At 72.4% G+C, this 14,581-nt stretch carries 11 protein-coding genes and 2 pseudogenes; 11 read left to right on the plus strand and 2 right to left on the minus strand.

Annotation, left to right across the window (positions count from 1 at the left end; translation table 11 throughout):
- The first annotated feature begins 186 nt into the window (after positions 1–186).
- The 3 genes from ACQEV8_RS22010 to ACQEV8_RS22020 are packed head-to-tail and all read left to right on the plus strand — an operon-like array spanning position 187 to position 2,893.
- Complete coding sequence (locus tag ACQEV8_RS22010) at positions 187–933, plus strand: DUF5819 family protein (RefSeq protein ID WP_432972893.1); 747 nt, start codon at positions 187–189, stop codon at positions 931–933.
- On the plus strand, positions 930–2,147 hold the full coding sequence (locus ACQEV8_RS22015) for an HTTM domain-containing protein (protein ID WP_432962709.1): 1,218 nt from the start codon (positions 930–932) through the stop codon (positions 2,145–2,147). Before ACQEV8_RS22010 ends, ACQEV8_RS22015 begins: the two co-directional genes overlap by 4 nt.
- Positions 2,144–2,893 (plus strand): TrmH family RNA methyltransferase, encoded by a 750-nt coding sequence (locus ACQEV8_RS22020; protein WP_432962711.1) that lies wholly within the window; start codon positions 2,144–2,146, stop codon positions 2,891–2,893. Before ACQEV8_RS22015 ends, ACQEV8_RS22020 begins: the two co-directional genes overlap by 4 nt.
- A gap of 68 nt (positions 2,894–2,961) precedes the next feature.
- On the opposite strand, the pseudogene paaN reads toward ACQEV8_RS22020, so the two are convergent.
- Positions 2,962–4,652, minus strand: a pseudogene (paaN, locus tag ACQEV8_RS22025) (phenylacetic acid degradation protein PaaN).
- 160 nt (positions 4,653–4,812) lie between these two features.
- Here paaN and ACQEV8_RS22030 point away from each other — a divergent pair.
- Together ACQEV8_RS22030 and ACQEV8_RS22035 are read left to right on the plus strand one after the other, a co-directional pair.
- Positions 4,813–6,330 (plus strand): 3-hydroxyacyl-CoA dehydrogenase, encoded by a 1,518-nt coding sequence (locus ACQEV8_RS22030; RefSeq protein ID WP_432962713.1) that lies wholly within the window; start codon positions 4,813–4,815, stop codon positions 6,328–6,330.
- Positions 6,327–6,911, plus strand: a pseudogene (locus ACQEV8_RS22035) (TetR/AcrR family transcriptional regulator); the annotation flags it as partial. The gene ACQEV8_RS22030 and the pseudogene ACQEV8_RS22035, both read left to right, overlap by 4 nt.
- 8 nt (positions 6,912–6,919) lie before the next feature.
- Here ACQEV8_RS22035 and ACQEV8_RS22040 read toward each other — a convergent pair.
- A complete protein-coding gene (locus ACQEV8_RS22040) occupies positions 6,920–7,405 on the minus strand; it encodes an Lrp/AsnC family transcriptional regulator (RefSeq protein WP_432972896.1) in 486 nt (161 codons plus the stop codon).
- A gap of 202 nt (positions 7,406–7,607) precedes the next feature.
- On the opposite strand from ACQEV8_RS22040, the gene pdhA reads away from it, so the two are divergent.
- From pdhA to ACQEV8_RS22070, 6 genes are all read left to right on the plus strand, one after another.
- Complete coding sequence (gene pdhA / locus ACQEV8_RS22045; protein WP_432962715.1) at positions 7,608–8,759, plus strand: pyruvate dehydrogenase (acetyl-transferring) E1 component subunit alpha; 1,152 nt, start codon at positions 7,608–7,610, stop codon at positions 8,757–8,759.
- A complete protein-coding gene (locus ACQEV8_RS22050) occupies positions 8,756–9,760 on the plus strand; it encodes an alpha-ketoacid dehydrogenase subunit beta (protein ID WP_175433613.1) in 1,005 nt (334 codons plus the stop codon). Before pdhA ends, ACQEV8_RS22050 begins: the two co-directional genes overlap by 4 nt.
- Positions 9,760–11,091 carry a dihydrolipoamide acetyltransferase family protein gene (locus ACQEV8_RS22055; RefSeq protein ID WP_432962718.1) on the plus strand — a complete coding sequence of 444 codons (1,332 nt, stop codon included), beginning with the start codon at positions 9,760–9,762 and terminating at the stop codon, positions 11,089–11,091. The genes ACQEV8_RS22050 and ACQEV8_RS22055 overlap by 1 nt, the downstream gene beginning before the upstream one ends.
- Positions 11,092–11,177: 86 nt before the next feature.
- A complete protein-coding gene (locus ACQEV8_RS22060) occupies positions 11,178–12,104 on the plus strand; it encodes an NTP transferase domain-containing protein (RefSeq protein WP_432962720.1) in 927 nt (308 codons plus the stop codon).
- The gene (locus ACQEV8_RS22065) at positions 12,101–13,471 is read left to right on the plus strand and encodes a molybdopterin molybdotransferase MoeA (protein ID WP_432962722.1); all 1,371 of its coding nucleotides are present in this window, start codon (positions 12,101–12,103) and stop codon (positions 13,469–13,471) included. Before ACQEV8_RS22060 ends, ACQEV8_RS22065 begins: the two co-directional genes overlap by 4 nt.
- Complete coding sequence (locus ACQEV8_RS22070) at positions 13,468–14,574, plus strand: potassium channel family protein (protein ID WP_432962724.1); 1,107 nt, start codon at positions 13,468–13,470, stop codon at positions 14,572–14,574. The genes ACQEV8_RS22065 and ACQEV8_RS22070 overlap by 4 nt, the downstream gene beginning before the upstream one ends.
- Positions 14,575–14,581: the final 7 nt, after the last annotated feature.

Below are 14,581 nucleotides of genomic sequence, written 5' to 3' on the forward strand. Positions count from 1 at the left end.
GTACGGAGGTGTCCCCCCGGGCGGTCGTGGCGCCGTACGGTCGGTCTCGCGGTGTGGCGACGGCCACGGCCGGGACCGGCGGTCAGGGGCTGTGCCGGGGCGGGTGGCCTGAGTACCGTGCCCGTGCCGACGCCGCGCGGTGGTGTGCGGGCGGTACGACGGACCGGGATCTGGAACGGGGCGGAATTGGACGCGTACGACGAGGGCTCGAACGCCCGGCACGGGCCGGACGGCCCGTCCGGGCTCGCCGAGCCGGGTCCGCCCGACCCGCCCCGCTCCGGCATCGCCGCGCTCTCCCTCCCGTACCAGATCGGTGTCGCGGTGGCGCTCGCGGTCGTCGCGATCGGGGTCTGTGTGCACATCGCGATGACGTTCCTGCATGTCGCGCCGGCGAACACGGTCACCAAGGAGCACGGCAGTGCCGTGGACGACTGGATCTATCCGGAGTTCGAGCAGAACTGGAAGCTCTTCGCCCCGAACCCGCTCCAGCAGGACATCTCGATCCAGGCCCGCGCCGAGGTCCGGGGCAAGGACGGCGAGAAGCTGAGCACCGGCTGGTACGACCTGTCCGCCGAGGACGGCCGGGCCATCGACGGCAATCTGCTGCCCAGCCACACCCAGCAGAACGAGCTGCGCCGCGCCTGGGACTTCTTCACCGCGACGCACGACAGCGAGAGCCGCCCGGTGGGCCTGCGCGGCTCGCTCTCCGAGTCGTATCTGCGCCGGATCGTGGTGCTGCGCCTCGACCGCGACGACGCGGCGGGCGCGACGGCCGGGGACGGCGGTGTGATCGAACGCGTCCAGGTCCGCTCCCGCACCACCAACGTGCCCCCGCCGAAGTGGAGCCGGGAGAAGGTGGCCACGACGCCGTCCTACCGGGAGCTGCCCTGGTGGCCGGTGCCGCGGGAAGAGGCCAGGGGAGGCGTGCGGTGAACCGCTTCTCGCTGGCCGTCTCGCGTGGCATCGCCCGGGTCACCGAGGCCGCCCTCGGCCCGTACCAGACGGCCGTGATCCGTATCGGCTTCAGCGCGACCTGGCTGCTGTTCCTGCTGCGCGAGCTGCCCCACCGCCATGAGCTCTACGGTCCCGACGGGCCCTGGAGCTGGGGTCTCGCAGAGCAGCTGATCGGGACCAACAAGGCCTTCACCCCCCTGATGTGGTCGGACGGCCGGCTCTGGTTCGAGTTCGTCTACGCGCTCGCGATCCTGTCCAGCGCCCTGCTGCTGCTGGGCTGGCGCACCCGCACCATGTCGGTGCTGTTCATGGTCGGCGTGCTGTCGCTGCAGAACCGCAGCGTCTTCATGGGCGACGGCGGCGACAACGTGCTGCACCTGATGTCGATCTACCTGGTCTTCACGCGCTGTGCCCAGGTGTGGTCGCTGGACGCCCGGCGGGCCGCGCGCGCCCGGGAGGCCCGCACGCGGGGCGAGCGGGTCGGGGACCGGACCGGCCCGGCCCTGTGGGGTGTACTCGGGGTCGTGCTCCTCGCGGCGACCCTGGCCGGGCGGATGGACGGCGACGAACTGCTGATACCCGTGCTGCTGTGGACCGTGTGGGCGGCGCAGGCCTTGTGGTGGCTGGCCGGGCGCCGCGCGAAGACCGGCGAACCGAGGATCCTGCTCGACGTCGTCGCCAACATCGTGCACAACGGCGCCCTGCTCGTGATCATGGCGGAGGCGTGCCTGATCTACGCGACGGCCGGCTGGTACAAGATCCAGGGTTCCCGCTGGCAGGACGGCACCGCCGTCTACTACCCGCTCCACCTGGAGTACTTCTCGCCCTGGCCTTCCCTGGCCGACCTGCTGTCCTCCAGCGGCACGATGGTGATGCTCGTGACCTACGGGACGGTCCTCGTGCAGGTCGCCTTCCCGTTCACGCTGTTCAACCGGCGGGTTAAGAACGTCCTGCTGGCGCTCATGATCACCGAGCACGCCGTGATCGCCGTCGTCCTGGGCCTGCCGTTCTTCTCGCTGGCGATGATCGCGGCCGACGCGGTGTTCCTGCCGACGTCCTTCCTGCGCCGCCTGGGAGACTGGTCGGCACGCGCGCGTGACCGGCTGCCGCGCCGGCGCGGCGGGCGCGTGCCGGTGCCCGGGCAGCACGCCCCCGAGAGTTCCCGGGCCACGAACGTAGGCTTCGGGGCATGACCGACCCCCTGACCGTCTGGCACCGGCTCGCCGGGAGCACCGTCCTGCTCGACGGCTTCCACGCCCTCAAGCACGCCGTGCGGTTCGGCGCCGAGGTGCCGGTGGCGGTCACCGCCGACCGGGCGGCCGCACTCGCCCTCGCCGACGAGCTGGCCCCGGACGTACGGGACGCGCTGGGCGCGCTGCTCACGGAGGTGCCGTACGAGACGTACGCGTCGTTCGTGCCGCGCCCGCACCCCACAGCCGTGGCCGCGCTCGCCGTGCGCCCCTCCCGCGAGTCCAACCTCGAGCGGCTGGCGCACACGCCCCGCACCACACCGGTCGTGGTCCTCGACAATCCGCGCAACCTGGGCAACGCGGGGGCGGTGATCCGTCTGGCCGCCGGCTTCGGCGCGACCGGCGTGGTGACGACCGGGACGGTCGACCCCTGGCATCCGACCGTCGTGCGCGGCGGGGCGGGCCTGCACTTCGCGACGGTGGTGGAACGGCTGGAGGTCCCCGACCTGCCACCCGGCCCGCTGTTCGCCCTCGACCCCGAGGGCGACGACATCCGGGGCGTCAAGCTCCCGGACGACGCCGTCCTCGCGTTCGGCTCGGAACGCACGGGCCTGTCGACGGAACTGCGCGCGCGGGCCGACCATTTGCTGTCCCTGCCGATGCGTCCGCAGGTCAGCAGCTACAACTTGGCGACGAGTGTGGCGATGACGCTGTACCACTGGAGCGCGGGTACGGGAGCGTCCCTCTAGGGGCGCGGGGAACTGCGCGAACAACCACGAACAACCCGCACTCGCACAATCACCGCGCCCCCGAGCTCTTAGGCCTCCCGCCGCACCTCGACCACCCTGAACCGGTTGGCCACAAACGCCCCGTCACACAGCGCCGCACTGGCCGCAGGGTTACCCCGGACCCGTGGAAGTCGGAGAACGCGGCCGTCTGGTTCACATACACCCCACCCGTCAGGTTCAGCGACAACTGCGCCGCCTCCTCCAGACAGGCCTCCCGCACGTCCTGCTCGACCTCCGGGTCGGTCGTGTACGCCCCGACGGTCATGGCGCCCTTCTCGCGGACGGTCCGCCGCAGCAACTCCACCGCGTCCGAGGCCGAGTCGACGGCGACGGCGAAGGACACCGGCCCGAAGCACTCGCTCATGTACGCGGCCTCGTCGTCCGGCTTGGCCCCGTCCAGCTTCACGATCACCGGCGTGCGGACGACCGCCCCCGGGAAGTCGGGGTTGGTGATCTCCCGGGAGGCCAGGGCGACCTCGCCGAGACCTGTCGCGGCCTCCAGGCGGGCCTTCACGTCCGGGGTGACGATCGCCCCGAGCAGCGCGTTCGCCCGGGCGTCGTCGCCGAGCAGGCCGTCGACCGACTGGGCGAGGTCGGCGACCACCTCGTCGTAGGACTTGGGGCCCTGGTCCGTGGAGATGCCCTCGCGGGGGACGAGGAGGTTCTGCGGGGTCGTGCACATCTGGCCGCTGTACAGGGACAGCGAGAACGCCAGGTTGGAGAGCATGCCCTTGTAGTCGGCCGTGGAGTGGACGACGACGGTGTTGACGCCGGCCTTCTCCGTGTAGACCTGGGCCTGGCGGGCGTTGGCCTCCAGCCAGTCGCCGAACTCGGTCGAGCCCGTGTAGTCGATGATCCGGATCTCGGGGCGCGTCGCCAGGGTCTTGGCGATGCCCTCGCCGGGGCGCTCGGCGGCCAGCGCGACCAGGTTCGGGTCGAAGCCCGCCTCGGCGAGCACCTGGCGCGCGACCTGAACCGTCAGCGCGAGCGGCAGCACCGCGCGCGGGTGGGGCTTGACCAGGACCGCGTTGCCCGTGGCGAGGGAGGCGAACAGGCCCGGGTAGCCGTTCCACGTCGGGAAGGTGTTGCAGCCGATCATCAGGGCGATGCCGCGCGGGACCGGCGTGAACTGCTTGGTCATGGCCAGCGGGTCGCGCTTGCCCTGCGGCTTGGTCCACTCGGCGTTGTCGGGGGTGCGCACCTGCTCCACATACGCGTACGCCACGGCCTCCATGCCGCGGTCCTGGGCGTGCGGCCCGCCCGCCTGGAACGCCATCATGAAGGCCTGGCCGGAGGTGTGCATGACCGCGTGCGCGAACTCGTGGGTGCGGTCGCTGACGCGCTTGAGGATCTCCAGGCAGACCACGGCGCGCTGCTCGGCGCCCGCGTCCCGCCAGGCCCGCTGACCGGCCTTCATGGCGGGCAGCAGCACGTCGAGGTCCGCGTGCGGGTACGTCACGCCCAGGTCGACGCCGTAGGGGGACGTCTCGCCGCCCACCCAGTCGTCGGTGCCGGGCTGGCCCAGGTCGAGGCGGGAGCCGAGCAGGGCGTCGAAGGCGGCCTTGCCCGCCGCCGCGTCCAGGCTGCCGTGCTCCCCGTAGGCCTTGGGGTGCTCGGGGTGCGGGGACCAGTACGCGCGCGTGCGGATCGCTTCCAGCGCCTGGTCGAGGGTGGACCGGTGCCGGGCGATCAGCTCGTGCGCCGAGAGTGCGGCGGTCATGGGTGACCAACTCCTCGTCTCAAGAACTCTTCGTCGAGTTCATGACCTGGGCAGAAACCTGGGCAGGAACACTCGGACACAGCTAGAGTAACCGAACGATCGGTCGGCTCAAGGGGGTCCGCCGCATCTGTGGAAAACCCCGTGCGGGAGGATCGCGCACATGACAGCACTCGACCTCAGCAGCCCCGTGGCCGTCGTCGGCACCGGCACCATGGGCCAGGGAATCGCCCAGGTCGCGCTGGTCGCGGGCCATCCCGTAAGGCTGTACGACACCGTTCCCGGGCGGGCCCGGGAGGCCGCCGACGAGATCGGCGCGCGCCTGGACCGGCTCGTCGAGAAGGAGCGGCTCACCGGCGCCGACCGGGACGCCGCCCGCGCCCGGCTGCTGCCCGCCGATGCCCTCGCCGAGCTCGCGGACTGCGCCCTGGTCGTCGAGGCGGTCCTGGAGCGGCTGGACGTCAAGCAGGACCTGTTCCGCGAGCTGGAGGGCGTCGTCGCCGACGACTGCCTGCTCGCCACCAACACCTCGTCCCTGTCCGTCACGGCGATCGGCGGCGCCCTGCGCTCCCCCGGCCGCTTCGTCGGTCTGCACTTCTTCAACCCGGCGCCGCTGCTGCCGCTGGTCGAGGTCGTCTCCGGGTTCGCCACCGACGTCTCGTCTGCCACGCGCGCGTACGAGACCGCCCGCGCCTGGGGCAAGACGCCGGTCGCCTGCGCGGACACCCCCGGCTTCATCGTCAACCGCATCGCCCGGCCCTTCTACGCCGAGGCCTTCGCGGTGTACGAGGCGCAGGGCGCCGACCCGGCCACCATCGACGCCGTGCTGCGCGAGTCGGGCGGCTTCCGGATGGGCGCGTTCGAGCTGACCGACCTGATCGGCCAGGACGTCAACGAGTCGGTCACCCGGTCGGTCTGGGAGTCCTTCTTCCAGGACGTGCGCTTCACGCCGTCCCTCGCCCAGCGGCGCCTGGTCGAGTCCGGCCGGCTGGGCCGCAAGACCGGCCAGGGCTGGTACGACCACGAGGACGGCGCCGAGCGCCCGGATCCGGACACGGCGGAGCGGCGGCAGCAGCCCGCGTACGTCGTCGCCGAGGGCGACCTGGGCCCGGCGTCCGACCTGCTCGCGCTGATCCGCGAGGCGGGCATCCCGGTCCGCGAGGAGGACGACGACAACGGCACCCGCATGGTGCTGCCGAGCGGCGGACAGCTCGCCCTCGCCGACGGGCAGACCTCCGTGGAGTTCCGGGACGTCGTCTACTTCGACCTCGCCCTCGACTACCGCAAGGCCACCCGGATCGCCCTGTCCGCCTCCCAGGACACCTCCCCCCAGACCCTCGCCGAGGCCATCGGCCTCTTCCAGGCGCTGGGCAAGCGGGTCAGCCTCATCGGCGACATGCCCGGCATGATCGTCGCCCGCACCGTCGCGCGGATCATCGACCTGGCGCACGACGCGGTCGCCAAGGGCGTGGCCACCGAGGAGGACATCGACACCGCGATGCGCCTCGGTGTCAACTACCCCCTGGGGCCCTTCGAGTGGAGCCGGAAACTCGGCCGCTACTGGGCCTACGCGCTCCTGGACGACCTCCACATGCGCGACCCCTCGGGGCGCTACACGCCGTCCCTCGCGCTGTACCGCCACGCCCACGCCTCCGACAAGCGGGAGGGCACAGCCTCATGACCACCGCCAAACGCGACACGTACACCCCGGACACCCTGCTGTCCGTCGCCGTCCAGGTGTTCAACGAGCGCGGCTACGACGGCACCTCCATGGAGCACCTCTCCAAGGCGGCGGGCATCTCCAAGTCGTCGATATACCACCACGTCGCCGGCAAGGAGGAGCTGCTGCGCCGCGCCGTGAGCCGGGCCCTGGACGGCCTCTTCGGGATCCTCGACGAGGAGCACGCGCGCGTGGGGCGGTCCGCCGAGCGCCTGGAGTACGTCGTGCGGCGCATGGTCGAGGTGCTCATAGCCGAGCTGCCCTACGTGACCCTGCTGCTGCGCGTGCGCGGCAACACGGACACCGAGCGGTGGGCCCTGGAGCGGCGCCGCGACTTCGACCACCGGGTGGCCGACCTGATCAAGGCGGCTGCGGCGGACGGGGACGTGCGCGGCGACATAGAGGTCCGCCTGGTGACCAGGCTGGTCTTCGGAATGATCAACTCGCTCGTGGAGTGGTACCGGCCGGACGGGCGGGGGATGAACGAGCGCGAGGTGGCCGACGCGGTGGTGCGGCTGGCGTTCGGGGGCTCCGGAAGGGCGCCTGAGCCTCAGCTCCGCGGCTCCAGGTCCTCCTCCTCGAACACCAGCAGCGTGCGGGTGCTGAGCACCTGCGGGATCGCCTGGAGGCGGGTCAGTACCAGTTCGCGCAGGGACCGGTTGTCGGAGACGTGCACCAGCAGCAGCACGTCGAAGTCCCCGCCCATCAGGGCGATGTGGGAAGCGCCGGGCAGCTGTCTGAGCTCCTCGCGCACCGTGCGCCAGGAGTTCTGCACGATCTTCAGCGTGATGTACGCGGACGTCCCCTGACCGGCCCGCTGGTGGTTGACGCGGGCGCCGAAGCCGCGGATGACACCGTCCTCGACGAGCCGGTTGATGCGGGCGTAGGCGTTGGCGCGCGAGACATGGACGCGTTCGGCGACCGACCGTATCGAGGCGCGGCCGTCCGCCTGGAGCATGCGCAGGATGTCCTGATCTATGGCGTCCAGTGGGCGCGGGGGCGGCAGCGCACCGCTGTCGTCCTGGCTCCCGTTCATGTTCTCGGCCATTTGTTCAGATGCCACCTGCGCCGACCTCCCTACCATGGACGTACTGCGTCCATCACAGGCTGTGGAGAACCGTTTGTCCACAGCCTGAGGCCACCCATAGCCAAATTGCGCCGTCGACCGAACAATCGGTAGGTGAGGCGGGTCACAGCCGACACGCCTCCCGTAGCCACTCCCACGAGGAGGTGCCGTCATGACGGTCATGGAGCAGCGGGGCGCGTACCGGCCTACCCCGCCGCCCGCCTGGCAGCCCCGCATGGACCCCGTGCCGCTGCTGCCCGACGCCGAGCCGTACCGCGTCCTCGGCACCGAGGCCGCCGCGAAAGCCGACCCCGAACTGCTGCGGACGCTGTACGCGCAGCTGGTCCGAGGCCGCCGCTACAACGCGCAGGCCACCGCTCTCACCAAGCAGGGCCGCCTCGCCGTCTACCCCTCGACCACCGGCCAGGAGGCCTGTGAGGTCGCCGCCGCGCTCGTGCTGGAGGAGCGGGACTGGCTCTTCCCGAGCTACCGCGACACGCTCGCCGTGGTGGCCCGTGGCGTGGACCCCGTCGAGGCCCTCACGCTGCTGCGCGGCGACTGGCACACGGGCTACGACCCGTACGAGCACCGGGTCGCCCCCCTGTGCACCCCGCTCGCCACGCAACTGCCGCACGCCGTGGGCCTCGCGCACGCCGCCCGCCTCAAGGGCGACGACGTGGTCGCGCTGGCCATGGTCGGCGACGGCGGCACGAGCGAGGGCGACTTCCACGAGGCGCTGAACTTCGCCGCCGTCTGGCAGGCCCCGGTCGTCTTCCTGGTGCAGAACAACGGCTTCGCGATCTCCGTCCCGCTCGCCAAGCAGACCGCGGCCCCGTCGCTGGCCCACAAGGCCGTCGGCTACGGCATGCCCGGCCGCCTGGTCGACGGCAACGACGCCGCGGCCGTGCACGAGGTGCTCTCCGACGCCGTACGGCACGCGCGCGCCGGCGGCGGTCCCACCCTGGTCGAGGCGATCACCTACCGCGTCGACGCCCACACCAACGCCGACGACGCGACGCGCTACCGCGGTGACGCCGAGGTCGAGACCTGGCGCGAGCACGACCCGATCCAGCTGCTGGAGCGGGAGCTGACCGGCCGCGGCCTGCTCGACGAGGCCGGCAAGCAGGCCGCACGGGACGCCGCCGAGGCGATGGCCGCCGAGCTGCGCGCCCACATGAACCAGGACCCGGCGCTCGACCCGATGGACCTGTTCACCCACGTATACGCCGAGCCCACCCCCCAGCTGCGCGAGCAGCGGGACCAGCTGCGGGCCGAACTGGCGGCCGAGGCCGAGACCGAGCCGGACGGGGGCACGCACCGATGACCACCGTCGCCGTCAAGCCGGCCACCATGGCGCAGGCCCTCACGCGCGCGCTGCGCGACGCCATGGCCGCCGACCCCGCCGTGCACGTCATGGGCGAGGACGTCGGCACCCTCGGCGGTGTCTTCCGCGTCACCGACGGACTCGCGAAGGAGTTCGGCGAGGACCGCTGCACGGACACCCCGCTCGCCGAGGCGGGCATCCTCGGCACGGCCGTCGGCATGGCGATGTACGGCCTCAGGCCGGTCGTCGAGATGCAGTTCGACGCCTTCGCCTACCCGGCGTTCGAGCAGCTCATCTCGCACGTGGCCCGCATGCGCAACCGCACCCGCGGCAAGATGCCCCTGCCGATCACCATCCGCGTCCCCTACGGCGGCGGCATCGGCGGGGTGGAGCACCACAGCGACTCCTCCGAGGCGTACTACATGGCGACTCCGGGGCTCCATGTGGTCACGCCCGCCACCGTCGCCGACGCCTACGGCCTGCTGCGCGCCGCCATCGCCTCCGACGACCCGGTCGTCGTCCTGGAACCGAAGCGGCTGTACTGGTCGAAGGACTCCTGGAACCCCGAGGAGCCGGCGCCCGTTGAACCGATAGGCCGCGCGGTGGTGCGGCGCCCGGGCCGGAGCGCCACACTCATCACGTACGGGCCGTCCGTACCCGTCTGCATGGAGGCGGCCGAGGCGGCCCGGGCCGAGGGCTGGGACCTCGAAGTCGTCGACCTGCGCTCTCTGGTGCCGTTCGACGACGAGACGGTGTGCGCCTCGGTGCGGCGGACGGGACGTGCGGTCGTCGTCCACGAGTCGGGTTCCTTCGGGGGCCCGGGCGGGGAGATCGCGGCCCGGGTCACGGAGCGCTGCTTCCACCACCTGGAGGCGCCGGTGCTGCGCGTCGCCGGGTTCGACGTCCCGTATCCGCCGCCGATGCTGGAGCGCCACCACCTGCCCGGTGTGGACCGGATCCTGGACGCCGTGGGGCGTCTGCAGTGGGAGGCCGAGAGCTGATGGCACAGGTGTTGGAGTTCAGGCTGCCCGACCTCGGGGAGGGGCTCACCGAGGCGGAGATCGTGCGCTGGCTGGTGGAGATCGGCGACGTGGTCGCCATCGACCAGCCGGTCGTCGAGGTCGAGACGGCCAAGGCGATGGTCGAGGTGCCCTGCCCCTACGGCGGTGTGGTCACGGCCCGCTTCGGCGAGGAGGGCACGGAACTGCCCGTCGGGGCGCCCCTGATCACGGTGGCGGTGGGGGAACGGCCGCTGTCCGGCACCGAGGGCTCAGGCACCGAGGGCTCAGGCACCGAGGGCTCCGCCGCCGAGGGCTCGGGCAACGTCCTCGTCGGGTACGGCACCTCCGAGGCACCCGCGCGGCGGCGCAGGGTGCGGCAGGAGCGGGGAGCCGGTGCCGCCCTCACCACGGCGGTGAACGGGCGGGCAGGTGTCCCCGAGGCCGAGGACGGACCCCTCCCCGTGATCTCGCCCCTGGTGCGCAGGCTGGCCCGGCAGAACGGCCTCGACCTGCGGGAGCTGACCGGCTCCGGGCCCGACGGGCTGATCCTGCGGGCGGACGTGGAGTACGCCCTGCGTGCCGCGCCCCGCCCCGCCGAGACGGCGGCCCCCGCGCCCCGCTCCACCACGGCAGCCGCCCCGGGCGAGATCCGTACGCCCCTCAAGGGCATGCGCGGCGCCGTCGCCGACAAGCTGTCCCGCAGCCGCCGCGAGATCCCGGACGCGACCTGCTGGGTCGACGCCGACGCCACGGAGCTCATGCGGGCCCGGACGGCCATGAACGCGGCAGGCGGGCCGAAGATCTCCCTCCTGGCCCTGCTGGCCCGGATCTGCACCGCGGCCCTCGCCCGCTTCCCCGAGCTCAACTCCACCGTGGACGCGCAGGCCAGGGAGGTCGTCCAGTTCGACCACGTGCACCTGGGCTTCGCGGCGCAGACCGACCGGGGGCTCGTGGTCCCGGTGGTCAGGGACGCGCACGCGCGGGACGCCGAGTCGCTGACCGCGGAGTTCGCCCGGCTGACGGAGGCGGGCCGGGCCGGGAAGCTGACGCCCGGCGAACTCACCGGCGGCACCTTCACGTTGAACAACTACGGAGTCTTCGGCGTCGACGGATCCACTCCGATCATCAACCACCCCGAGGCCGCCATGCTCGGCGTCGGCCGCATCGTCCCCAAGCCATGGGTGCACGAGGGCGAGCTGGCCGTGCGGCAGGTCGTCCAGCTCTCGCTCACCTTCGACCACCGGGTGTGCGACGGCGGCACGGCGGGCGGCTTCCTCCGTTATGTGGCGGACTGCGTGGAACAGCCGGCGGTGCTGCTGCGGACGCTGTGATTCCTGTTCGGCACGTGAACTGCTGCCTGTGATCACTTCCGTTCCCCCGCGTTCCATGTGATCGCGGGGGCACGCATACTCGGAGGGTGACCGCGTACGAGCCTCCCGCCGCCTACGACGCCGTCGTGCTCGCCGGCGGTGCCGCCCGGCGGCTCGGGGGCGCGGACAAACCCGGGGTGCGCGTCGGCGGGCGGGCCCTGCTCGACCGTGTGCTCGCCGCGTGCGGCGACGCCCGTACCACCGTCGTCGTGGCCGCGCCCCGGCCGACGGCACGGCCCGTGACCTGGGCCCGCGAGGACCCGCCCGGCGGCGGACCGCTCGCCGCGCTCGACGCCGGACTCCGGCACACCACGGCGGAGCATGTCGTGGTGCTCTCCGCCGACCTGCCGTTCCTTCAGGAGCGGACCGTCGGCCGGCTGCTGGGCACGCTATGGGAGAGCGCCGCCGACGGCGTGCTGTTGACCGACCCCGACGGCCGCGACCAGCCGCTCGTCGCCGCGTACCGCACGCGGCGGCTGCGCGAGACGCTCGCCCTTCTCGCCGAGCGGCACGGCGGTCCGCACGGACTTCCCCTGCGGCGCCTCACCGCCGAGCTCGACCTCACCCGCGTCTCCGACCCCGTCGCGTCCTTCGACTGCGACACCTGGGACGACATCGCCTCCGCCAGGGCACGCATCAGGGAGCATGGGCACGTGTTGGATGAATGGATTTCCGCGGTCAAGGACGAGCTGGGTATCGACCTCGACGTCGATAGGAAAGAGCTGCTCGACCTCGCCCGCGACGCCGCCCACGGTGTGGCCAGGCCCGCCGCGCCACTGACCACCTTCCTCGTCGGCTATGCGGCCGCGCGGGCCGGCGGAGGCCCCGAGGCGGTCTCCGAAGCCGCCCGCAAGGCTGTGGCCCTCGCCGCCCGCTGGGCGGAGGAGAGCACCTCTGAAGCCCCGGGAGCCCCGGGGGACCGGCCCGACGTCGCCCCCGACGCGACGCCCGACACCCGCCCGGACGCCGGATGACCCCCCGCTCCACCCGCACCGGTGAGGACGCCGAAGACCTCGACGTCGAGGAGGTGCTCGCCCTCGTGAACAACAGCAACGGCACCCACCTGCCCGACCCGGCCGCACGAGGTGAGAACGACGGCACCGGCACACCCCGGAAGCCGGACACCCGACACCGGGCCACCCCCTGGCCACAGGCCCGGGACATCGCCGAGCGCGCCGCCCGGAGCGCCACCCGGGCCGCCCGCCGCGAGCCTGTCTCCGTTCCGCTCGACGCCGCCCTCGGCCTCACCCTGGCCACGCCCCTCGACGCCCTCACCGATCTCCCCTCCTTCGACACCTCAGCGATGGACGGCTGGGCGGTCTGCGGGCCCGCCCCCTGGGACGTACGGGACGAGGGCGTCCTGGCCGGGCACACCGCTCAGGCGCCCCTGACGGACGGCGAGGCCGTCCGGATCGCCACCGGCGCCCGTATCCCCGCGGACACCACGGCCGTTCTGCGCAGCGAGCACGGCCGTGCCGACGACAAGGGCCGTCTGCACGCGACCAGGAGCGTCGCCCCCGGCCAGGACATCCGGCCCCGGGGCCAGGAGTGCCGCACCGGCGACCAGCTCCTGCCCGTCGGCACCCTCGTCACCCCGGCCGTCCTCGGGCTCGCCGCGGCAGCCGGATACGACACGGTCTCCGCCGTACCCCGCGCCCGTGCCGAAGTCCTCGTCCTCGGCGACGAGTTGCTCACCGAAGGGCTGCCGCACGACGGTCTGATCCGGGACGCGCTCGGCCCGATGCTGCCGCCCTGGCTGCGCGCGCTCGGCGCCGAGGTCACTGTCGTACGACGCGTCCGCGACGACGCCTACGCCCTGCGCAAAGCGGTGACCGCGTCCGACGCCGACATCATCGTCACCACCGGCGGCACCGCCGCGGGCCCCGTCGACCATGTCCACCCGACCCTGCGCCGTATCGGGGCCGAACTCCTCGTGGACGGCGTCAAGGTGCGCCCCGGCCACCCCATGCTGCTGGCCCGCATCACGGAGACCCAGCACCTCGTCGGACTGCCGGGCAACCCGCTCGCCGCAGTCTCCGGACTGCTGACGCTCGCCGAGCCGCTGCTGCGGACCCTCGCGGCCCGCCCGGCCCCGGAGCCGTACACGCTGCCGCTCCGGGACGCCGTGCACGGGCACCCGCACGACACCCGGCTCGTGCCCGTCGTTCTGCGCGGTGACCAGGCCGTGCCGCTGCACTACAACGGCCCCGCCATGCTGCGCGGCATCGCTGCGGCCGACGCGCTCGCCATCGTGCCCCCGGGCGGTGCCCGTCCGGGGCAGGAGGCGGAACTGCTGGATCTGCCCTGGGCGTCCGCTGGAATCGGGGTGTGTTTCACGTGAAACTTCCGGGCCAGGACGCGATCGCCCGCCAGGCGGACGAGCATCTGGTGACCCATCGGGTGAAACTCCCGAAGAAAGTGGTGGAACACCCGATCCGCCAGGTCCTCAAGCGCCTCTCCATGGCGCTGGTGGTCCTTGTCGCGACCGCGCTGATCGTCTACGCCGACCGCGACGGCTACAACGACAACGCGGGCGGCGGCATCACCCTCCTCGACGCCTTCTACTACGCGACCGTGACCCTCTCCACCACGGGCTACGGTGACATCACCCCCGCCGGTGACGCCGCCCGGCTCACGAACATCCTCGTCATCACGCCCCTGCGCGTGCTGTTCCTGATCATCCTGGTCGGCACCACCCTCGAAGCCCTCACCGAACGGACCCGGGACGAGTGGCGCCTGACCCGCTGGAGGTCCACGTTGCGCGATCACACCGTCGTCATCGGCTTCGGCACGAAGGGCAGGTCGGCGATCCGGACCGTCTGCGCGACGGGCCTGAAGAAGGAACAGGTCGTCGTGGTCGACCCCAGTTCCAAGGTCGTCGACGCCGCGACTGCGGAGGGCTACGCGGGCATCGTCGGGGACGCCACCCGCAGCGAGGTGCTGAAGCGGGCCGAGGTGCACAAGGCACGCCAGATCATCATCGCGACCCAGCGCGACGACACCGCGGTCCTGGTGGCGCTGACGGCCCGGCAGCTCAACCGCGGGGCGAAGATCGTGGCCACGGTGCGGGAGGAGGAGAACGCGCCGCTGCTCAAGCAGTCCGGCGCCGACGCGGTCATCACCAGCGCCAGCGCCGCCGGACGCCTGCTGGGCCTCTCCGTGCTCAGCCCCTCCGCCGGCATGGTGATGGAGGACCTCATCCAGCAGGGCAGCGGGCTCGACATCGTCGAACGGCCGGTCGTCAAGGCCGAGGTGGGCAAGACCCCGCGCGAGATCGCCGACCTGGTGGTCAGCGTCATACGCGGCCACCGGGTACTCGGCTACGACGATCCGTCCGTGGGGAGACTGGAGTTGACCGACCGGCTCATCACGATCGTGCGGAAGACACCGGCGACCCAGGTCGCCCCCGACATCCGTCCGATGCCGCCGATGCCCCGCAACTGAACGAGCG

Source organism: Streptomyces sp. CA-179760 (assembly GCF_050937045.1).
Lineage (GTDB): Bacteria > Actinomycetota > Actinomycetes > Streptomycetales > Streptomycetaceae > Streptomyces.